Below are 19,308 nucleotides of genomic sequence, written 5' to 3'. Positions count from 1 at the left end.
CATCACTCCGAAACGAAGGGGAATGATTGCACTATAGCAGTGCGCCGGCGCTTTGAAAGCACCGGCGCAGCGGGTGGTCAGCCGCGCAGGCGGGCGGCCAGGCGAGCGACGCGCTGACCGTAGGCCTTGGCGGTATCGAGATCGCCCTGCGGGATTTCCTCGACGCCGGCGTCGGACGGCGAACGGACCAGCAGGCCGACCGAGCCGCCGAGATGGTTGCTGTCGTTATGCGTGGCGGCCTTGGTGTTGGCCGGCAGCATGCCGAGGCTGACCCAGATGCCGCCGTGCTGCGAGGCCAGGGTCTGCAACTGGATCATCGCCGTGCCCTTGTCGCCGACCGGGCTGGCGCTGTTGGTGAAACCGCCGAACACCTTGTCCTGCCAGGCGCGGCCATACCAGTTCTTGGACGAGGCATCGGCGAATTTCTTGAACTGCCAGCTCGGGCCGCCCATGTAGGTCGGCGTGCCGAAAATGATGGCGTCAGCGGCATTCAGCTTGTCCCAGCCGCCTTCCGGCAGATTGCCTTCGGCGTCGATGGCGACGAGTTCGGCTTCGGCACCGTCGGCCACGTGCTGGGCGACGCGCTCGGTGTGGCCATAACCGGAGTGATAAACGACGACTGTCTTGCTCATGCTGTTTTCCTTTCGGGAATTAAAATTTCTTAGTGAGTCGGGGGCAAATCGAAAAGCAGAATCTCGGCCTCGTCGTCGGCGGCGAAGTGCAGCTCAGTTTCCTCGCCGATCTTGGCGCCGTCGCCGGCGGCCAGCGCGATGCCGTTCAACGCCAGATGGCCGCGCACGACATGCACATAGCCCAGGCGGCCCGCGGCCAGCGCATAGCCGAGCGCCTCGCCGGGCGACAGGACGGTGGCCGACAGGCGTGCATCCTGGCCGATGGTGGCGCTGCCGTCGGCGCCATCCGGCGAGGCGACCAGCCGCCAGCGGCCGCGCATGGCGTCGACCGGCAGCGCCTGCTGCTCGTAGCTGGCCGGCGTGCCATGCACCGCCGGTTCGATCCAGATCTGCAACAGATGGACTTCCTCGTCCGCCGATGGATTGAACTCGCTATGCAGGATTCCCTTGCCGGCCGTCATGCGCTGCACTTCGCCGCGCCGGATGACGCCGCCGTTACCCAGGCTGTCCTGGTGCTCCAGCGCGCCGGACAAGATGTAGGTAACGATTTCCATGTCGCGATGACCATGCCGGCCGAAGCCGGTGCCCGGCGCGACGCGGTCCTCGTTGATGACACGCAGCGCGCCCCAGCCCATCTCGGCCGGGTCGTAATAGTCGGCGAAGGAAAAGCTGTGCTTGGCCCGCAGCCAGCCATGGTCGGCGTAGCCACGTTGCCCGGAAGGCCGCACGGTAATCATCGTATTTCCTTTGTGAATTAATCGTATAGCTTTGTTTCAATAATAGGCCTAGAGTTCGTGTCTAAATGACGAATAGTTTTAGACATATCGTTCAATAAATTTCACATGAAAATTTCCTTTGAATTGCTACAGATACTCGATGCCATCGAGCGCCACGGCAGCTTCACCGCGGCAGCGGCCGCCCTGCACCGCGTCCCGTCGGCCCTGTCGCACGCCGTCGCCAAGCTGGAGGACGACCTCGGCGTCACACTGTTCCAGCGCGAGGGACGGCGCGCCACGCTCAATGTCGCCGGCCTGACCCTGCTCGAGGACGGCCGCCACCTGCTGCGCGCCGCCAGCGATCTCGAGCGCCGCGTGCAGCGTATCGCCGACGGCTGGGAGGCCGAACTGCGCATCGCGCTCGACGCCATCATTCCGGCCGAACGGCTGTTTCCCCTGCTGCAGGACTTCTACGCTGCCGGCCACCCGACGCAGATCCGGATTGCCGGCGAAGTGCTCGGCGGCACCTGGGATGCCCTGGCCACCGGCCGCGCCGACCTTGCCATCGGCGCCCCCGGCGACGTGCCGGCGCGCAGCGGCATCGCCAGCCGGCCGCTGGGCACGCGCAGCGATTTCGTCTTCGCCATCGCCCCCGACCACCCGCTCGCCGCCTGGCCCGGCCCCATTCCGGGCAGCGAACTGATGCGCCACCGCGCCATCGTCGTCGCCGACACCTCACAGGAGCTTGCCGCCCGCACCGTCGGCCTGATCGAAGGCCAGGACATCCTGCGCGTCCCCGACATCCGGGCCAAGGCGAGCGCCCAGGTCGCCGGCCTGGGCATCGGCCACCTGCCCCGCTGGCTGGCCGACCCGGAAATCGCCGCCGGCCGGCTGGTCGAAAAAACGCTGACCGAGCCACGCCAGGAATTCCCGATCAATATCGCCTGGCGCAGCCGCCACGTCGGGCAGGCGCTTAGCTGGTTCCTTGAGCGGCTGGCCGAGCGGACGGTCATCCAGGCTCTGATGGACGGCCTGTAAAACAATGACAGCGACAACCACAACGCCCCATTTCGGTGCTAAGGTTCGCTCGTCACCAAGAAAAAGCACAACAGTGAAAAATGGGGATAAGCGCAATTTCCGGTGAACCGCAGGCCAGCCGAGGACCGGGCCGCAGCTTCCTGCAAAAAAACGGTGCCTGGCTGCTCTGTGTCGCCATCCTGCTGGCAACGGCGGTGCTGTGCGCTATCGTTTATCAGAACACCGCACAGCAGGCCCAGCAGCGCTTCCTGTACCGGGCCGACCAGGAAAGGTCGCGCATCCTGTCCCGCATGGACGCACATGCCCAGGTCCTGCGCGGCGCCGCCGCCTTCGTCGAGGCGAGCGACGAGGTCAGCCGCGCCGAATGGCAGAACTACGTCAGCAACCTGCACCTGGAGCGGACCCTGCCCGGTATCCAGGCGACCGGGTTCATCCGGATGGTGGGAGCAGGGGACAAGGCGGCGCACGAAAAGGCGATGCGCGCGCAGGGCCTGGCCGGCTACACCATTTATCCGGAAGGCCAGCGCGACCAGTACGCCAGCGTGACCTACCTGGAGCCGCCGACCGGCCGCAACAGCACGGCTTTCGGCTACGACGGCTATGCCGAACCGATACGCCGCCTGGCTATCGAACGCGCCCGCGACAGCGGCGAAACTTCGCTCACCGCCAAAATCACCCTGGTTCAGGAAACCGAGCACGACGTCCAGCCCGGCTTCCTGATCTATGTCCCGATCTACCGCAGCGGCATGCCGCGCGACAATTTCACGCAACGCCGGGCGGCATTGCTCGGCTTCGCCTTCAGCGCCTTCCGCACCCATGACCTGTTGCGCAGCGTCATCACCGCCGACAACAAGGACGTCGAACTGCGCCTCTACGATGGTGCCGCCACACCCGAGAACCTGATTTTCGACTCACACCCCGGCCACGAAAAGCACGGTGGCCGCTACCAGGCCGAACTACCGATCGATTTCGGCGGCCACCAGTGGATCGCCCGTTTCAGCAGCCGCCCCGAACTGGAAACCGTCACTGCCACCGGACTGCCGGACAGCATTGCGACCAGTGGCGTGCTGATGGCCCTGATTGCCTATCTTTGGCAAATCCGCAACCAGCGCTTCGGGCTGCGCCTGTCGGCCTACGCCGATCGCCTCGCCGACAACGAGGAACGCTTGCGCACCCTGATCAACACGATGCCCGACATGGTCTGCCTGAAAGACAGCGAGAACCGCCTGATCGAGGCCAACAGCGTCTTCCTGCGCGAGCTGGGCCTGAGCGGCGTCAACTATCGCGGCAAGAACGGGCCGGAACTGGCGGCCGCCGCCGGCCTCGATTACGCCAGGCTGGCCGACATCGAGAATTCGGACAACGACGTCTGGGAGCAGGGCGAACGCCTGCACGACGAGCTGATCGTGCGCCACCCGGACGACAGCGAGCGGGTTTTCGAAATCGCCAAGGTGCCGCTGTTCGCCCCGGACGGCCGGCGCCAGGCGCTGGTCATGGTCGGCCGCGACATCACCGAACGGGTCGCCACCGAAAAGGCGCTGCGCGCCGCCGAACACAAGTTCCGCGGCCTGGTCGAGCAGTCGCTGGCTGGGGTATACATCATCCAGCACGGCCTTTTCCGCTACGTCAATCCGCAATTCGCCCGGATTTTCGGCTACGCCGCCCCCGAGGACATCATCGACCAGGTCGCCGTCTTCGAACTCGTCGCCCTGACCGACCGCGAACGGGTGGCCGACAACATTCGGCGCCGGGCCGAAGGGTTGGTCGAATCCATGCACTACGGCTTTACCGGACTGCGCCGCGACGGCCGGCCGATCGAGGTCGAAGTTTTCGGCACCGGCGTCGATTACGAGGACAAACCGGCGGTCATCGGCATCATCCTCGACATTTCCGAGCGCAAGCGCGCCGAAGCCGAACTCAAGCGCCACCGCGAGCACCTCGAAGAGGAAGTCGCCGCCCGCACCGCCGACCTGCTGCTGGCCAAGGAGGCGGCCGAGGCGGCCAATCGGGCCAAGACGACCTTCCTGGCCAATATGAGCCACGAGTTGCGCACGCCGATGAATGCCATCATCGGCATGACCTATCTGCTGACCCAGCGCAGCAATGATCCCTGGCAACGCGACAAGCTGATCAAGGTCGATCGCGCTGCCGACCACCTGCTGCGGCTGCTCAACAACATCCTCGACCTGTCCAAGATCGAAGCCGACCGCCTGACCCTGGAACACGTTCCGCTGCGCATCGACGACGTCGTCGCCAATGTCGAATCGCTGATCGGCGAGCGCATACAGGCCAAGGGGCTGACCCTGCGCAAGGACATCAGCCCGCAGCTGAGCCAGATGCGGCTGCTTGGCGACCCGCTGCGCCTGCGCCAGATCCTGCTCAACCTGGTCGACAATGCGCTGAAATTCACCGACCACGGCAGCATCTCGCTGCGCGCCGGCGTCATCGCCGAAACACCGACCGCTATCACGCTCAGCATCGCCATTCAGGACACCGGCCGGGGTATCCCGCCGGAAGCGCAGCAGCGCATCTTTTCACCCTTCGAGCAAGCCGACGGCTCGACCACCCGCGAGCACGGCGGTACCGGCCTCGGCCTCGCCATCGTCCGCCAGCTGACGCAGATGATGCAGGGCGACATCCAGATCAGCGGCACGCCGGGAACCGGCAGCACCTTCACGCTGACCGTTCGCCTGGACAAGCTCGCCGCCGACCAGCAAGACGCGTACAGCGCGCCGGATGTAGCGTGGACCGCCCCGACCTTCCCGCTCGGCAACAAACGCCTGCTGGTCGCCGAAGACGACCCGATCAACCGCGAGGTCGCCCTCGACCTGCTGTCCGATTATCCGGAGCTGAAGGTGGACGTTGCCGAGAATGGCGCGCAGGCCCTCGAACTGGCCGGCGCCGGCCCCTACGACCTGATCCTGATGGACATGCAGATGCCGGTCCTCGACGGCCTGTCCGCCACCCGCGCCATCCGCCTGTTGCCCGGCCATGCCCGGACGCCGATCGTGGCGATGACCGCCAATGCCTTCGCCGACGACCGGGCGCGCTGCATCGAGGCCGGCATGTCGGATTTCATTGCCAAGCCGGTCGCCCCTCGGCTGCTCTTCACCAAGCTGGCGCACTGGCTGAGCGCAGCGCCTCAAGCCTGAAACCGGCGGCACAGCCCGCCCGGAAGGTCAGGCGTGCCCCACCTCCGCCCAGTCGATGATGGCCTGCCACTGTTCCAGGTCGCGTTCGGCCCGCGAGCGCGGCAGATCGAACAGGGTCATGCCGGCGGCGGTGGCCTGGACATAGACCTGGGTGTCGCGCAGGTAGGCGAGCACTGGCAGCTCGAAGGTGGCGAAAAAGCGCTCCAGCTCGCCGGCGGCGCGAGTCCGGGCATCGACCCGCATGCCGATCACCGCGACATCGGCCTTGCCCTTGCGCACGGCCTTCTCGGAAAGCAGTTCGCTGAGGAAATGGCGGGTCGCCAGCATGTCGAACAGCGACGGCTGCACCGGCACGATGACCCGCGAGGACAGTTTCAACACCCGTTCCAGCATCTTGCCGTGCAGGCCGGCCGGGGTGTCGAGCACGACGTGGCTGGTCCCCTTGGGCGGCCGGGCGATGTTGTCGTGGCCGATTTCCCAGGTGTCGATGGTCGGCAATTCGAACGGCCGGATGCCCAGCCATTCGCGCGACGACTGTTGGCGGTCGATGTCGCCGAGCATGACCTCGTTGCCGCGGTTGGCGAAATAGCCGGCCAGATTGGTGGCCAGCGTACTCTTGCCGGACCCACCCTTGGGGTTGGCCACGAGAAAGGCTTTCATTTCTGTGCTTCCCTTTTGTCGAGAATGCCGCGCACCAGATTGACGTGTTCGCGCAGGGTGTAGACGAGATCGGTAAAGCCGAGCGGCACCCGCAGGGCCACCGCCTCCGCGTCGAGCGCATCGAGCCGGTTGCGGTAATCGTCCAGGCGGGCCGGGTCGAAATGATGGGTCAGGTCGTCTTCGAGGAATTTCAGTTCGCCATAGCAGCGGAACACCTTGGAGCGAACCCGCCAGGTGTAGATCGCCGGCGCCACCTTGAGCAGCGGAATGAGCAGGGCGACGATGGGCACCAGCAACACGATCAGCCGGTCGACCAGCACGGCCAGCCAGAAGGGCAGATAGCGCTGCAGGAAGGGCGGCCCGGACTTGTAGTAGCGCGCAGCTTCGGCCGACAGCGGCAGCATCTGGTCCTTGTAGGCCGGAAACTCGCCGGCGTCCTGGAAGAAGCCGGTCTTCCCATGCACCTCCGCAGCCGCCTGCAGGAGCAGCATCTGCAAGGCCGGATGCAGGTCGTCGCGGATGATCAGGTTGGCGGTCGGGGCCAGCACCTTGATGTCCTGCGGTGGGAAATCGCGGACCAGATCGGCCACGCCGTGCGGGAAAGTCAGCTTGGTCAGGAAGGGGAAGCGCCGCTGGTAGGCGCCGGACTGCTCGAAGCTCATCAGCTTGATGCCCGGCGAGCGCAACAGCACCTGGACTACCGGCGCGTTCTCGGCGGCGATGACGAAAGCGGCGTCGATGCGCCCCTGCTGCAATTCCTCGGCCGCCTTCAGGCCGGACAGCGGTACCAGCTTGTCGCCGGCCGGGATTTCGTTGGCCTGCAGCAGCTGCTGCGCCAGCTGGCGCACGCCCGACCCTTCCTGGCCGATGGCAATGCGCTTGCCGCGCAGGTCGGTCAGCCGGGTCAGGTCATGGTCGCCGCGGTAGAACACCCACACCGGCTCGTAGAACAGGCTGCCCAGTGACAGCAGGCCGGAGTCGTCCTCGGCATCCGGGTCGTCCTTGGGCGGGACGACGCCGCCCTGGACGAAGCCGACCTGCGCCTCGTCCTTTTTCAGACGTTCGATGTTCTCCAGCGAGCCGGCCGAGTCCTTGACCACGAGGGTGATGTCGTTCTTGGCCAGGATGGCCGCGTAGCGCTGGGCGAACTGGTAGTAGGCACCAGCCTGGCCGCCGGTGGTGATGACGATGCGCGTCGGCGGCGCCGGCTGGACGAACTGGAAGGCAATGACGAAGCCGATGCCGACGATCAGGAAAATCCACCAGGCGGTGGCAAACAGGTCGCGCAGCGACAGCAGTCCGGCTCTGATCCGGGCCATCATGGAAGCAGGATGGTGGAACCGGTGGTCTTGCGCGCCTCGAGATCGCGATGGGCCTGGGCAGCGTCCTTCAACGCGTAGCGTTGATTGACCTCGACCGGGACCCGGCCGGAGGTCACCGCTGCGAACAGCTCGTCACCCAGTTCGACCAGATCGGCCCGCTTGGCGGTGTAGTTCATCAGGGTCGGCCGGGTGAGGAACAAGGAACCCTTCTGCGAGAGCAGAATCAGATCGACCGGCGGCACCGGCCCGGACGCGTTGCCGTAGGAAACCATCATGCCCATCGGCCGCAGGCTGTCCAGCGAACCCATGAAGGTGTCCTTGCCGACGCCGTCATAGACCACCGCGACGCCTTCGCCGCCGGTGATGTCGCGCACCCGCTGCGTGAAATTCTCGGTGCTGTAGTTGATCACGTGGTCGCAGCCGTGCGCCCTGGCCAGTTCGGCCTTGGTCGGCGAACCGACGGTGCCGATCACCGTCGCCCCCAGCGCCTTGGCCCACTGGCAGGCAAGCAGGCCGACGCCGCCGGCCGCGGCGTGGATCAGCACGGCATCGCCGGCCTGCACGCGATAGGTCTTGCGCAGCAGGTAGGCGGCCGTCAGCCCCTGCAGCATCATCGCCGCGCCGGTTTCGAAAGCGATGCTGTCCGGCAGGACGAGCAGACGATGGGCCGGGATGTTGCGCACTTCGGCATAAGCGCCGAGCGGGCCGCCGGCATAGGCCACGCGGTCGCCGACCTTGACTTCGCTGACGCCGGCGCCGACCGCTTCAACGATGCCGGCGCCTTCAAGGCCGATGCCGGAAGGCAGCGGTACCGGGTAGAGCCCGGTGCGATGATAGGTGTCGATGTAATTGAGGCCGACAGCATGGTGGCGTACCGTCGCTTCGCCGGGGGCCGGGGCCGGCAGATCGACTTCTTCCCAGGCGAGCACTTCCGGGCCGCCGGTTTGGTTTATGCGGATGGCGTGGGGCATAGCAGTCTCCGTTGATCTTATGGGCGAGATTACGAGGTTATCACCGTGCTGCGCTTCCTTCCACCGTGTGCCAGGCCGGTGGCAATCTCTCAGCCGCCCGACAGCTCGGCCCAGGCGATGCCCAGCCATTCGTGCAGGGCATAGTAGGAATGGTGCAGGGCCGCGGCGCTCGGCAGCAGGCTGTGCATCTCGAAATCGCTGCCGCCCCGGGCGACGAAATGCGCCGGCGCCGGAATGACGGTGAAACCCTGCGCCTCGAACAGCAGGCGGGCCCGCGGCATGTGGAAAGCCTGGGTGACGAGCAGAATGCGCCGCACGCCGTCCTGGCTGAGCAGCTTGGCCGACTGCCGGGCATTGCCGGCCGTATCCTGGCTGTCGTCCTCCTGCCAGCGCACGGCGACGCCGAATTCGCGTTCCAGGATCTCGGCCATCACCGCCGCCTCGGACTGCTCGGCATGCGGTGGGCGCCCTCCGCTGACCAGCACCGGCAGATGGGTGTCGCGCGCCAGTTGCGCACCGCGCCGGATGCGGATCAGGGTGCGGTCAGAGGCCGTTTCGCCGCCGAACTCGGCCGGCGGCCGGATCAGGCCGCTACCCAGCACGACGATGGCCTGCGCCCCGGCAGTATCCGGCGCCCACGCCCCGGCCCGGCTTTCCAGCGTGCCCATCAGCGCCGTGCCGACCGGCGGCAGCGACTGCGCGAACAGCAGGCCGCCGCCGAGCAGCGCCACGCCGTAAGCCCAACGCCGCTTGCGCCGCCAGGCGGCCAGAGCTAGCAGACTGAGGCCGTTGCCGGGCGGCAGCAGGATCGCCACCAGCAGGCTCTTGAGCACGAAGGCGAGCGTCACAGCTTCATCGCCGGGCTGTTGCCGGGCGGCGCTTGCCAGGCCTGCGCGTTGCGTCGTGCATGATCGTCTTTGCTCGTCATCATCCTGCCCCAAGGTTATCACCCACGCCGCATGACGGGCCAGGCCGGACTCCTGAAAATCATGATGCAGGAATGGCGATCCCCCGGTCGTTGCGCCCGGTACGCCGGCCAACAATAAGCCATCGCATCGTCGCCACCGGGAGGAAAACAAGATGCCGAACGAAAATCAGGGCCTGAGCCTAGACGGCCAAGGCAAGCCGCTGTGGCTGTCGCTGGAATTGACCTACCGCTGCCCACTGAAATGCTCGTGGTGCAACAATCCGCTTGATTTCGCCGACTACGGCAGCCAGGAACTGAGCACCGCCGAGTGGAAACAGGTACTCGACGACGCCCGGGCGCTCGGCGCCCTGCAGCTCGGCTTCACCGGCGGCGAGCCGCTGCTCCGCGACGACCTCGAGGAACTGGTCGCCCACGCCGAGCGCATCGGCCTCTATAGCAACCTGATCACCTCCGGTATCGGCCTGAGCGAAGAACGCCTGCTGGCACTCAAGGCGGCCGGCCTCAAGCACATCCAGCTGTCGGTCCAGTCGTCGCAGCCCGGGCTGACCGACGCCCTGGTCGGCGCCCGCGCCCACGCCGGCAAGATGGAAGCCGCCCGCCTGATCAAGAAGCACGGTTTCCCGATGGTGCTCAACGTGCCGGTCTTCAAGCAGAACATCGGCGAGGTCGATGCGATGATCGCCTGGGCGGCCGACCTCGGCATCGAATACATCGAATTCGCCAATATCCAGTATTACAACTGGGCGCTGATGAACCGCGACGAGTTGATGCCGACGCTGGCTCAGGTGCGCGAGGCGGAAGCCGTGGTCAATCGCTGGCGCGACAAGCTAGGCAACAAGACGACCATCTACTTCGTCATCCCCGACTATTACGAGGGCCGCCCCAAGGCCTGCATGAACGGCTGGGGCGCCATCCACCTGACCGTGGCGCCGGACGGCGTGGCCATGCCCTGCCAGGAGGCGCGGGTGATTCCCGGCCTGCAGTTCGAGTCGGTGCGCGACAAGTCGCTGGGCTGGATCTGGCACGAATCGCCGCTGTTCCGCAAATACCGCGGCGTGGACTGGCTGCCCGAGCCGTGCAGTTCGTGCTCGGAAAAGGACAAGGATTTCGGCGGCTGCCGCTGCCAGACCTTCCTGCTCACCGGCGACGCCGGCCACGCCGACCCGGCCTGCAGCCGCTCGCCGCACCACGGTGTGGTGCAGCAGGCGGTCGCCGTGCGCGAACAGGCAGTGCGCTTCCAGAAGCCGCTGATCAAGCGCTCGGCGCAGGCGGTGATCACCGATTTCATGGACGCCTAAACCATGCGCCATCCCTTCGATTCGGCGCTCACCACCCTCGCCCTCGGCCTGCTGCTGACGGCAGCACTGAACCAGTTGCTTCGCGTCTGGATGGGCTAAGGCCATGGACGGCGCCACTTTCGACCTGCTCGCCCGCTGGCTGCATTTCATCGCCGGCATCGTCTGGGTCGGGCACAACTACTCCAGCGTCGTCCAGCGCCCGACCTGGCAGCCGCTCACCGCCGCCGACCTGCGCGATCCGGACAGCCCGCGCCTGCGTGCCGTCATCAACCGCGAGCACGGCACCTTCCGCTGGGCCGCCGTCGTCGCCTGGGGTGCCGGCATCGCCATGCTCGCCCAGCGCGGCTGGCTGCTGCCGGCCTTCACGCTACAGGGCACGCTGGCACCGCTCGGTTTGGGTGCCTGGATCGGTACGCTGATGTTGGCCAACTTGTGGCTGGTCCTCTGGCCGCACCAGCAAAAGGTACTCGGCCTGAAGCCGGCGAGCATAGCCGAACGCCTGCGCTGCTCGCGCATCACCCACCTGTCGTCGCGCACCAACACCATGCTGTCGGTGCCGCTGCTCTTCTTCATGGCCGCCGGCAGCCACGGCGGCCATCTGTTCGCCGGATGAGCGCCTGGAATTTCGCCGCCGGCCCGGCCCGCCTGCCCGATGCCGTGCTGGCCCTGGCCGAACGCAGCCTCTTCGCCCGCGACGCCAGCGGCGCCTGCGTCAGCGAGCAGCCCTTTTCCGGCGCCGCCTGCCGCGCCCTGCGCGCCCATGCCAGCCGGCAACTGGCGGCGCTGATCGATCTGCCGGCGGATTACCGCATCCTATTCCTGGCCGGCGGCGCGATGCAGCAGTTTTCGCTGCTCCCGCTCAACCTGGCGGCGCCCGGGCAGCGCGTCGGCTACGTCGACACCGGTTACTGGGCGGCGCGCGCCGCGCTCGAGGCCACCCTGCACCGCCCGGTGCACACCCTGCCGCCGCCCGGCGACGCGCCGCTCGCCGTGCCGGACGACCTTGCCTACTGCCACCTGACCACCAACGAAACGGCAGACGGCCTGGCCTGGCCGGAACTGCCGGCCCCGCCGCCGGGCGTGCCGCTGGTCGCCGACGCTACCGCCGATTTCCTGTGCCGGCCGCTCGACATCAGCCGCTTCGGCCTGCTCTACGCCAGCGCGCAAAAGAACATCGGCGTCGCCGGACTGACCGTCGTCATCGTCCGCCAGGACCTGCTGGCGCGTAGCCCGGCCAGCCTGCCGGCGCTGTGGTCCTATGCCCGACAGGCCGAGGCGGACAGCTGCGTCAACACCCCGCCCGTCCTCGCCCTGCAACTCGCCGCCCTGGTCTTCGACTGGGTGGCCGAACAGGGCGGCCTGCCGGCCATGGCCGCCGCCAACCGGCGCAAGGCGGCCCTGCTCTACGCCGCCATCGAGCGCAGCCACGGTTTCTACCGCTGCCCGGCCAGCCCGCCCTGGCGCTCGCCGGTGACGGTGTGCTGGCACTTGCCTGAAGCCGGGCTGGAGGAACGTTTCGTCGCCGAAGCGGTGGCCGCCGGCCTGCACCACCTGGCCGGCCATCCCCGGCGGGGCGGTATCCGGGCCTGCCTGTACAACGCCATGCCGGAAGCCGGGGTCGCCGCCTTGGCCGAGTTCATGGCCGACTTCCAGCGGCGCTTCGGCTGATGCACCGCCCGCCTTGGCTCGGCGGCGTCGGCCTGGCCGGCGGCATCGACAAGACCGGCGAACGGGCCGGCGAACTGCTGGCGGCCGGCTTCGCCAGCGTCGAATTCGGCTCGGTGACCACGCTGCCGCTGCCCGGGATTTCCTGCGGCCTGGCCGCGCTGCTCGCACGGCTGGCGGCAGTCAAAACCCCGCGCGCCGCCATCGGCATCGGCCTCGGCTTGCCTCCCGACCTGCCGGCCGGGCAACTGGCCGAGCAATGGCTGTCCGGCCTGCACCTGCTCGCCGCCAGGCCGGCGGTGGCCGACTACCTGAGCTTCAACCTGAGTGCCGCCGCCAACCGGCGCTTTGTCGAACCGACGCTCTATCCGCAGTTGGCCGAAGCCCTCGCCGCGGTGGCCGAATTCCGGCAGAGTCAGGCCGGCCGGCACCTGCCGCTGCTCGCCGCCAAGCTGTCGGTCGCTGCCGCAGCAGCCCTGTGGGATGAGCTGCGCGCCGCCGGCCTGGCCCAAGTTACCGTCGTGCTGCCTGACGGCGTGCCGCCGGCACAGGCTCTCGCCCCGCTGGCCGGCCGCCACGGCCTGTGGCGGGTGGCCGTCGGCGGCATAGCCAGCGCCGACGAACGCCGGGCCGCCCACTCCGCCGGCGCGGATGGCGTGCAGGTGCATCGCCTGTTCGTGGCGCACGGCGCCGCCTGCCTGATGGCTTTGTCATGAATTTCTGGAGCGCTTTTTGGCGAACAGCACGGTGCCGGAGCCGTGCCGCCCCCGAATAATCGGTAGTGGCGCGGCATGTTGCCGCCCATCAAACTTAGGAGACACATCATGTGGAATACACCGGCTTACTGCGAAATCCGCCTCGGCTTTGAAGTCACCGCCTACGTTTACGTGCGCTAAGACGAACGCGGGGTGACGGCCATGCCGCCGCCCTGCCGATGCACCTCACCTGCCGAGCCGACCATGCCGACCATCCCCGAACGCCCTCGCCTGAATCCGCACTTCGTCTTCCGCTGGGAGCCCAGCCAGAACGCCCACATCCTGCTCTACCCGGAAGGGCTGATCAAATTGAGTCTGGAAGCGGCGGAAATTATCAGCCGCTGCGACGGCGTGCGCACCACGGCGGCCATCATCGCCGAACTCGACGCCGCTTTCCCCGGCCACGCCGAGGCCATCGCCGCCGACACCCACGCCTTCATCGCCACGGCCGGCGACAAGGGCTGGCTGCGCGAGGCCTGAGACTGCCGGTTCCGCCAATCAACGCGCCCTCCAGGCTTTAACCGCTGCCGGCCACCAGCCGCAAGGCTACGGCCGGGGCGTGACGCTCACACCGGCGTCAGCTTGGCGTATTCGAGGGCCAGCCACTTCATGCCGCTGCCGCCGAAATTGACCTGCACCCGAGCATCGGCACCGCGCCCTTCGGTGGACACGATGACGCCGATACCGAATTTGGCGTGCTCGACGGTCTGCCCGATACGCAGGCCACCGCTGGCCGGCGGCTCGGCGTAACCGCCGCCGAAGGCGCTGAACGAGGGCACCGCCGAGGTCGCTTCGGCCTTCTTGTTCAGCTTGCGCATCAGGTTTTCCGGGATTTCGTCGAGGAAGCTCGACGGCATGCAATAGCGCGTCTGGCCATGCAGCATGCGGGTCTGCGCGCAGGACACGTAGAGCCGCTGGCGCGCCCGGGTCACCGCCACGTACATCAGCCGGCGCTCTTCCTCCAGGCCGTCTTTGCCCTCGTTGACCGAGTTTTCGTGCGGGAACAGGCCCTGCTCAAGGCCGGTAATGAAGACCACGTCGAATTCCAGACCCTTGGCGGCATGCACCGACATCAGCTGCACCGCCTCCTGCCCTTCGCCGGCTTGGTGCTCGCCGGCCTCCAGCGAGGCCAGGGTCAGGAAGGAGACCAGCGCACCGCCCTCGCCGATGGCGCCTTCGTCGTCGATGAAGGTGGCGGCGGCGTTGATCAGTTCGTCCAAGTTCTCCAGCCGGTCCTGGCCTTCCTTCTCGGTGCGGTAATGCTGGGCCAGGCCACTCTTCTCGATGACGTGCTCGACCATCTCGGGCAACGGCAGGCCCTCGGTCTCCTGGCGCAGGCTTTCGATCAGCCGGATGAAGGCGCCGACCGTCTGGCCGGCCTTGCCGGTCAGCGAGGCAGCGGCGTTGTACAGGCTGGAATTCATCTGGTGCGCGGTGGCCTGCAGGTTTTCCAGCGAGCGAGCGCCGATGCCGCGGGTCGGGAAATTGACGACGCGCAGGAAGGCGGTATCGTCGTCCGGATTGCCCAACAGGCGCAGGTAGGCCAGGGCATGCTTGATTTCCTGGCGTTCGAAGAAGCGCAGGCCGCCATAAACCTTGTACGGCACGTTCTTGGTGAACAACTCGTTTTCGAGCACCCGCGACTGGGCGTTGGAGCGGTAGAGCAGCGCAATCTGGGTCGGCACCACGCCGTCGCGCACCAGTTCGCGGATTTCCTCGACCACGAAACGCGCTTCGTCGAGGTCGGAATAGGCCTCGAAGGCGCGGATCGGCTCGCCTTCGCCGGCGTCGGTCCACAGGTTCTTGCCCAGACGTTCGCGGTTGTTCTTGATGATGGCGTTGGCGGCGGCCAGGATGTTGCCTTGCGAACGGTAGTTCTGTTCCAGCCGGATGATGTTCTGGGCCGCGTAGTCGCGCTCGAAATCGCGCATGTTGCCGACTTCGGCGCCGCGGAAGCGGTAGATCGACTGGTCGTCGTCGCCCACGGCGAAGACATTCGCCCCACCACCGGCCAACAGCTTCAGCCATGCGTACTGCAGCACGTTGGTATCCTGGAATTCGTCGACCAGGATGTGCCGGAAGCGCTGCTGGTAATGGGCGCGCAAAGGCTCGTTGCGCTGCAGCAATTCATAGCAGCGCAGGAGCAGTTCGGCGAAGTCCACCACCCCCTCGCGATTGCACTGCGCCTCGTACTCAGCATAGATTTCGACGCGCTTTTGGGTGTAGTTGTCGTACACCTCGGCCTGCCCGGCGCGCACACCCTGTTCCTTGTGGGCATTGATGAAATGGCACAGCTCGCGCGGCGGGTATTTCTCGTCGTCGATATTCAGGTTTTTCAGCAGGCGCTTGACCATGGCCAACTGGTCGGCCGAGTCGAGAATCTGGAAGGTCTGCGGCAGCCCGGCCTCGCGGTAATGGGCGCGCAACAGGCGGTTGCACAGGCCGTGGAAAGTGCCTATCCACATGCCGCGCACGTTGATCGGCACCAGCGACGACAGGCGCGCCGTCATCTCCTTGGCCGCCTTGTTGGTGAAGGTCACGGCCAGGATGCCGTGCGGTCCGACCTGGCCGGTCGAAATCAGCCAGGCGATACGGGTGGTCAGCACCCGCGTCTTGCCGCTTCCCGCTCCGGCCAGGATCAAACCATGCACCGGCGGCAGGGTCACGGCCTGGAGTTGCGGGGGGTTCAGATTAGCCAGCAGATCGGACATAAAGACACCAAAATTTCATATAAATCAAAAAGATGCATGCCATTGGCAAGAGGTCTGACCAATTCGTTGCGTTTGCGCAACGTCAGCACCAAAAGTTAAACATTTTTTCACAGACAGCCGCCCGGCGCACCCGTATACTTCGGTCAACAAAAAAATATTGCAGTGCACAAAACTTTTAGCCCACAAGGCGCTCTTATTCGATAAGCGGTCACCCCCGCGAAGGAGAACAGCAATGAACAGCATGAACCCACCCAAGATCCTGCCGTGGGTCGCCCGCAAGGCAGGCATCAGCGACGAGCTAGCCCTCAAACTGTGGCGTCGCGCGGTCAGCGAAGCAGAATACCTCACCGGCAAGGCCGAAGGCTCCGAATTCTGGGGTTTGAGCGTCGAACGCTTCCTGGCCATCGTCGAGGACGAAGTCGGCAATGTTCCGTCCTACAACCTGACCCCGGCACCGCAAATGTCGTGGATGTGGCGTCACCAGACCCGCATGTCCATGCTTTCCCTGCTTGCCACCCAGAACGCCTATCGCATTTGGCAGAACACCTGGGACAACATGTGCCACCCGCAAAAAAAGGCTGCCTAAGCTAGCCACCGCGGTGTAGTACGGCTGTTGCGGCGCGTGCAGGCGCCGCAATGGTTTTCTCCGGGTCGTTCCCGGTTGGCCGTTGCCGGAAGCGCAACGTAGTGCCCGTCGGCGACGGGCCAGCATCTTTTATCCCCGAAAAACAGCAAACAGTCGATGCCGGAGCCTAGTTTTGACGGCACCGACAGGCATGCGCTGCAGACGGTATAATTCGCGGTTAATCTCTGATTTCCAGCGAAGAATTCCGCCATGCCCATGCAGGACAAATACTCCCCGGCCGACATCGAGCGCGCCGCCCAGCAACACTGGGACCAGACCGGCGCCGCCCGCGCCGTCGAAGACACCACCAAACCCAAGTACTACTGCCTGTCGATGTTCCCGTACCCATCCGGGAAACTGCACATGGGGCATGTGCGCAACTACACCATCGGCGACGTACTGTCTCGCTTCCACAAGATGCAGGGCTACAACGTGCTGCAACCGATGGGCTGGGACGCCTTCGGCATGCCGGCCGAGAACGCCGCGCTGGCCAATAACGTGGCACCGGCCGGGTGGACCTACTCCAATATCGAATACATGAAGACCCAACTCAAGTCGCTCGGTTTCGCCATCGACTGGAGCCGCGAACTGGCGACCTGCACGCCCGAGTACTACCGCTGGGAGCAGTGGCTGTTCACCCGCCTCTACGAAAAGGGCCTGGTCTACAAGAAGCTCGGCACCGTCAACTGGGACCCGGTCGACCACACCGTGCTCGCCAACGAGCAGGTCATCGATGGCCGCGGCTGGCGCTCCGGCGCGCTGATCGAGAAGCGCGAGATCCCCATGTACTACATGAAGATCACCGCCTACGCCGACGAACTGCTGACCGAACTCGACAACCTGCCGGGCTGGCCCGAGCAGGTGCGGCTGATGCAGAAGAACTGGATCGGCAAGAGCACCGGCGTGCGCTTCGCCTTCCCGCTGGCCGACAACGCCGACGAAAAGCTGTGGGTATTCACCACCCGCGCCGACACCATCATGGGCGTCACCTTCGTCGCCGTCGCTGCCGAGCACCCGCTGGCCACCAAAGCCGCCGCCAACAACCCGGAACTCGCCGCCTTCATCGAGGAATGCAAGAAGGGCGGCGTCGCCGAGGCCGACATCGCGACGATGGAAAAGAAGGGCCTGCCCACCGGCATCTACGTCACCCACCCGCTGACCGGCGATCAAGTCGAAGTCTGGGTCGGCAACTACGTGCTGATGAGCTACGGCGACGGTGCCGTGATGGCCGTACCGGCCCACGACGAGCGCGATTTCGCCTTCGCCAAGAAATACGATCTGCCGATCAAGCAGGTCATCGCCGCCGACGGCGAGACCTTCAGCCTCCACGGCTGGCAGGAGTGGTACGGCGACAAGAGCAAGGGCGTCTGCATCAATTCCGGCAAGTACGACGGCCTGCCCTATGCAGCCGCCGTCGACGCCATCGCCGCCGACCTCGCCGCCAAGAACATCGGCGACAAGAAGGTGCAGTTCCGCCTGCGCGACTGGGGCATTTCCCGCCAGCGCTACTGGGGCTGCCCGATCCCCATCATCCATTGCGCCACCTGCGGCGACGTGCCGGTCCCCGACGAGCAACTGCCCGTCGTGCTGCCCGAGAACGTCGAGATCACCGGTGCCGGCTCGCCTCTGGCCAAGATGCCCGAGTTCTACGAGTGCAAGTGCCCGAAGTGCGGCGGCGACGCCAAGCGCGAAACCGACACCATGGACACCTTCTTCGAGTCGTCCTGGTACTTCCTGCGCTACGCCTGCCCGGATAACGCCAACGCCATGGTCGACGAGCGCGTCGCCTACTGGTGCAAGGGCGGTATCGACCAGTACATCGGCGGCATCGAGCACGCCATCCTGCATTTGCTGTACGCGCGCTTCTTCACCAAGCTGATGCGCGATGTCGGCCTGATCGGCGACCTCGGCGAGCCTTTCGCCAACCTGCTGACCCAGGGCATGGTCGTCGCCCCGACCTTCTACCGCGATCTCGACGGGGGCAAGAAGCAGTGGATCAACCCGGCCGATGTCGATGTCGTCACCGACGAGCGCGGCCGCCCGACCGGTGCCACGCTGAAGGCCGACGGCCTGCCGGTGGTCATCGGCGGCACCGAGAAGATGTCGAAGTCGAAGAACAACGGCGTCGATCCGCAGGCCCTGATCGACCAGTACGGCGCCGACACGGCCCGCCTGTTCATCATGTTCGCTTCGCCGCCCGACCAGTCGCTGGAATGGTCGGATGCTGGCGTCGAAGGTGCTTTCCGCTTCCTGCGCCGCCTGTGGAAGACGACCTACGATCACGCCCAGGCCGGCCTGGTCGCCGCCTGCATCGGCAACGACGGCCTCTCTTCCGCCCAGGCCGACCTGCGCCGCAAGCTGCACCAGACCATGGGCAAGGTCGCCGACGACTACGGCCGCCGCAAGCAGTTCAACACGGCGATCGCCGCGGTCATGGAGCTCCTGAACGCCTTCGACAAGGCCGACCTCAAGGATGCCGCCGGCCGCGCGCTAGCCCAGGAAACCCTGGAAAGCATCGCGCTGCTGCTCTTCCCCATCGTCCCGCACATCGGCCAGGCGCTCTACGCCGAGCTGAAGCCGGGTGCCGATGCCGGCCTCGCCGCCTTCCCCAAGGCCGACCCGGCGGCGCTCAAGCAGGACGAGATCGAGCTGGTCATCCAGGTCAACGGCAAGCTGCGCGGTTCCATCCGCGTGCCGGCCGAGGCCGACAAGGCGAGCATTGAAGCCGCCGCGCTGGCCAACGAGGATGCGCAGAAGTTCATGGAAGGCAAGGCGCCGAAGAAGGTCGTCGTCGTCCCCGGCCGCCTGGTCAATATCGTCGTCTAAGGAAGCAAC

Annotated in this window: 17 protein-coding genes; 10 read left to right on the top strand and 7 right to left on the bottom strand. The window is 66.1% G+C overall.

Annotated features, from left to right (window positions below; all coding sequences use genetic code 11):
• Positions 1 to 77: 77 nt before the first annotated feature.
• Together LZ012_RS05290 and LZ012_RS05285 are read right to left on the bottom strand one after the other, a co-directional pair.
• Positions 78 to 632, bottom strand: a complete 555-nt coding sequence (locus LZ012_RS05290; protein WP_275708293.1) for a flavodoxin family protein — start codon at positions 630 to 632, stop codon at positions 78 to 80.
• A gap of 29 nt (positions 633 to 661) precedes the next feature.
• Positions 662 to 1,369, bottom strand: a complete 708-nt coding sequence (locus LZ012_RS05285; protein ID WP_275708291.1) for a pirin family protein — start codon at positions 1,367 to 1,369, stop codon at positions 662 to 664.
• A 105-nt stretch (positions 1,370 to 1,474) separates the two neighbouring features.
• Here LZ012_RS05285 and LZ012_RS05280 point away from each other — a divergent pair, with 105 nt between their 5' ends.
• Entirely contained in the window at positions 1,475 to 2,386 is a 912-nt protein-coding gene (locus LZ012_RS05280) for a LysR family transcriptional regulator (RefSeq protein WP_275708289.1), read from the top strand.
• An 80-nt stretch (positions 2,387 to 2,466) separates the two neighbouring features.
• Positions 2,467 to 5,538, top strand: a complete 3,072-nt coding sequence (locus tag LZ012_RS05275) for a CHASE domain-containing protein (protein WP_275708287.1) — start codon at positions 2,467 to 2,469, stop codon at positions 5,536 to 5,538.
• Between the two features lie 27 nt (positions 5,539 to 5,565).
• On the opposite strand, the gene LZ012_RS05270 is transcribed toward LZ012_RS05275, so the two are convergent.
• From LZ012_RS05270 to LZ012_RS05255, 4 genes are all read right to left on the bottom strand, one after another.
• Complete coding sequence (locus tag LZ012_RS05270; RefSeq protein WP_275708285.1) at positions 5,566 to 6,198, bottom strand: ParA family protein; 633 nt, start codon at positions 6,196 to 6,198, stop codon at positions 5,566 to 5,568.
• Positions 6,195 to 7,517 carry a TAXI family TRAP transporter solute-binding subunit gene (locus LZ012_RS05265; RefSeq protein ID WP_275708283.1) on the bottom strand — a complete coding sequence of 441 codons (1,323 nt, stop codon included), beginning with the start codon at positions 7,515 to 7,517 and terminating at the stop codon, positions 6,195 to 6,197. Before LZ012_RS05265 ends, LZ012_RS05270 begins: the two co-directional genes overlap by 4 nt.
• The gene (locus LZ012_RS05260) at positions 7,517 to 8,491 is read right to left on the bottom strand and encodes a quinone oxidoreductase family protein (RefSeq protein WP_275708281.1); all 975 of its coding nucleotides are present in this window, start codon (positions 8,489 to 8,491) and stop codon (positions 7,517 to 7,519) included. Before LZ012_RS05260 ends, LZ012_RS05265 begins: the two co-directional genes overlap by 1 nt.
• A gap of 89 nt (positions 8,492 to 8,580) precedes the next feature.
• Positions 8,581 to 9,339, bottom strand: a complete 759-nt coding sequence (locus tag LZ012_RS05255) for a YdcF family protein (RefSeq protein WP_275708279.1) — start codon at positions 9,337 to 9,339, stop codon at positions 8,581 to 8,583.
• 232 nt (positions 9,340 to 9,571) lie between these two features.
• Between LZ012_RS05255 and pqqE the strand changes: the two genes are divergently transcribed.
• From pqqE to pqqD, 6 genes are all read left to right on the top strand, one after another.
• Entirely contained in the window at positions 9,572 to 10,717 is a 1,146-nt protein-coding gene (gene pqqE, locus LZ012_RS05250; protein ID WP_275708277.1) for a pyrroloquinoline quinone biosynthesis protein PqqE, read from the top strand.
• A gap of 103 nt (positions 10,718 to 10,820) precedes the next feature.
• Positions 10,821 to 11,330 carry a urate hydroxylase PuuD gene (locus tag LZ012_RS05245; protein ID WP_275708275.1) on the top strand — a complete coding sequence of 170 codons (510 nt, stop codon included), beginning with the start codon at positions 10,821 to 10,823 and terminating at the stop codon, positions 11,328 to 11,330.
• On the top strand, positions 11,327 to 12,385 hold the full coding sequence (gene serC / locus LZ012_RS05240) for a 3-phosphoserine/phosphohydroxythreonine transaminase (RefSeq protein WP_275708273.1): 1,059 nt from the start codon (positions 11,327 to 11,329) through the stop codon (positions 12,383 to 12,385). The genes LZ012_RS05245 and serC overlap by 4 nt, the downstream gene beginning before the upstream one ends.
• Positions 12,385 to 13,098 carry a beta/alpha barrel domain-containing protein gene (locus LZ012_RS05235; RefSeq protein ID WP_275708271.1) on the top strand — a complete coding sequence of 238 codons (714 nt, stop codon included), beginning with the start codon at positions 12,385 to 12,387 and terminating at the stop codon, positions 13,096 to 13,098. Before serC ends, LZ012_RS05235 begins: the two co-directional genes overlap by 1 nt.
• Before the next feature lie 75 nt (positions 13,099 to 13,173).
• On the top strand, positions 13,174 to 13,278 hold the full coding sequence (gene pqqA / locus LZ012_RS19785) for a pyrroloquinoline quinone precursor peptide PqqA (protein ID WP_420839472.1): 105 nt from the start codon (positions 13,174 to 13,176) through the stop codon (positions 13,276 to 13,278).
• A gap of 63 nt (positions 13,279 to 13,341) precedes the next feature.
• A complete protein-coding gene (pqqD, locus tag LZ012_RS05230; RefSeq protein ID WP_275708269.1) occupies positions 13,342 to 13,617 on the top strand; it encodes a pyrroloquinoline quinone biosynthesis peptide chaperone PqqD in 276 nt (91 codons plus the stop codon).
• Positions 13,618 to 13,703: 86 nt separating this feature from the next.
• On the opposite strand, the gene LZ012_RS05225 is transcribed toward pqqD, so the two are convergent.
• Positions 13,704 to 15,848: a UvrD-helicase domain-containing protein gene (locus LZ012_RS05225; RefSeq protein WP_275708267.1), complete on the bottom strand. Its 2,145-nt coding sequence runs from the start codon at positions 15,846 to 15,848 to the stop codon at positions 13,704 to 13,706.
• 232 nt (positions 15,849 to 16,080) lie between these two features.
• Here LZ012_RS05225 and LZ012_RS05220 point away from each other — a divergent pair, with 232 nt between their 5' ends.
• Together LZ012_RS05220 and leuS are read left to right on the top strand one after the other, a co-directional pair.
• On the top strand, positions 16,081 to 16,434 hold the full coding sequence (locus LZ012_RS05220; protein ID WP_275708265.1) for a hypothetical protein: 354 nt from the start codon (positions 16,081 to 16,083) through the stop codon (positions 16,432 to 16,434).
• 255 nt (positions 16,435 to 16,689) lie between these two features.
• Positions 16,690 to 19,299: a leucine--tRNA ligase gene (gene leuS, locus LZ012_RS05215; protein ID WP_275709631.1), complete on the top strand. Its 2,610-nt coding sequence runs from the start codon at positions 16,690 to 16,692 to the stop codon at positions 19,297 to 19,299.
• Positions 19,300 to 19,308: the final 9 nt, after the last annotated feature.

This window comes from Dechloromonas hankyongensis (assembly GCF_022012295.1).
Taxonomy (GTDB): domain Bacteria; phylum Pseudomonadota; class Gammaproteobacteria; order Burkholderiales; family Rhodocyclaceae; genus Azonexus; species Azonexus hankyongensis.
The sequence above is the reverse complement of the archived record's forward strand: the minus strand, read 5'-3'. Positions and strand labels throughout refer to the sequence as shown.

Bases quoted from the DNA above. Each gene is read 5' to 3' on its own strand.
- LZ012_RS05220 (WP_275708265.1), top strand. From the start codon at position 16,081: ATGAACAGCATGAACCCACCCAAGATCCTGCCGTGGGTCGCCCGCAAG.
- pqqE (WP_275708277.1), top strand. From the start codon at position 9,572: ATGCCGAACGAAAATCAGGGCCTGAGCCTAGACGGCCAAGGCAAGCCG.
- leuS (WP_275709631.1), top strand. From the start codon at position 16,690: ATGCAGGACAAATACTCCCCGGCCGACATCGAGCGCGCCGCCCAGCAA.
- LZ012_RS05270 (WP_275708285.1), bottom strand. From the start codon at position 6,198: ATGAAAGCCTTTCTCGTGGCCAACCCCAAGGGTGGGTCCGGCAAGAGT.
- LZ012_RS05275 (WP_275708287.1), top strand. From the start codon at position 2,467: ATGGGGATAAGCGCAATTTCCGGTGAACCGCAGGCCAGCCGAGGACCG.
- LZ012_RS05225 (WP_275708267.1), bottom strand. From the start codon at position 15,848: ATGTCCGATCTGCTGGCTAATCTGAACCCCCCGCAACTCCAGGCCGTG.
- serC (WP_275708273.1), top strand. From the start codon at position 11,327: ATGAGCGCCTGGAATTTCGCCGCCGGCCCGGCCCGCCTGCCCGATGCC.
- LZ012_RS05280 (WP_275708289.1), top strand. From the start codon at position 1,475: ATGAAAATTTCCTTTGAATTGCTACAGATACTCGATGCCATCGAGCGC.
- LZ012_RS05245 (WP_275708275.1), top strand. From the start codon at position 10,821: ATGGACGGCGCCACTTTCGACCTGCTCGCCCGCTGGCTGCATTTCATC.
- LZ012_RS05260 (WP_275708281.1), bottom strand. From the start codon at position 8,491: ATGCCCCACGCCATCCGCATAAACCAAACCGGCGGCCCGGAAGTGCTC.
- pqqA (WP_420839472.1), top strand. From the start codon at position 13,174: ATGTTGCCGCCCATCAAACTTAGGAGACACATCATGTGGAATACACCG.
- LZ012_RS05285 (WP_275708291.1), bottom strand. From the start codon at position 1,369: ATGATTACCGTGCGGCCTTCCGGGCAACGTGGCTACGCCGACCATGGC.
- pqqD (WP_275708269.1), top strand. From the start codon at position 13,342: ATGCCGACCATCCCCGAACGCCCTCGCCTGAATCCGCACTTCGTCTTC.
- LZ012_RS05290 (WP_275708293.1), bottom strand. From the start codon at position 632: ATGAGCAAGACAGTCGTCGTTTATCACTCCGGTTATGGCCACACCGAG.
- LZ012_RS05265 (WP_275708283.1), bottom strand. From the start codon at position 7,517: ATGGCCCGGATCAGAGCCGGACTGCTGTCGCTGCGCGACCTGTTTGCC.
- LZ012_RS05235 (WP_275708271.1), top strand. From the start codon at position 12,385: ATGCACCGCCCGCCTTGGCTCGGCGGCGTCGGCCTGGCCGGCGGCATC.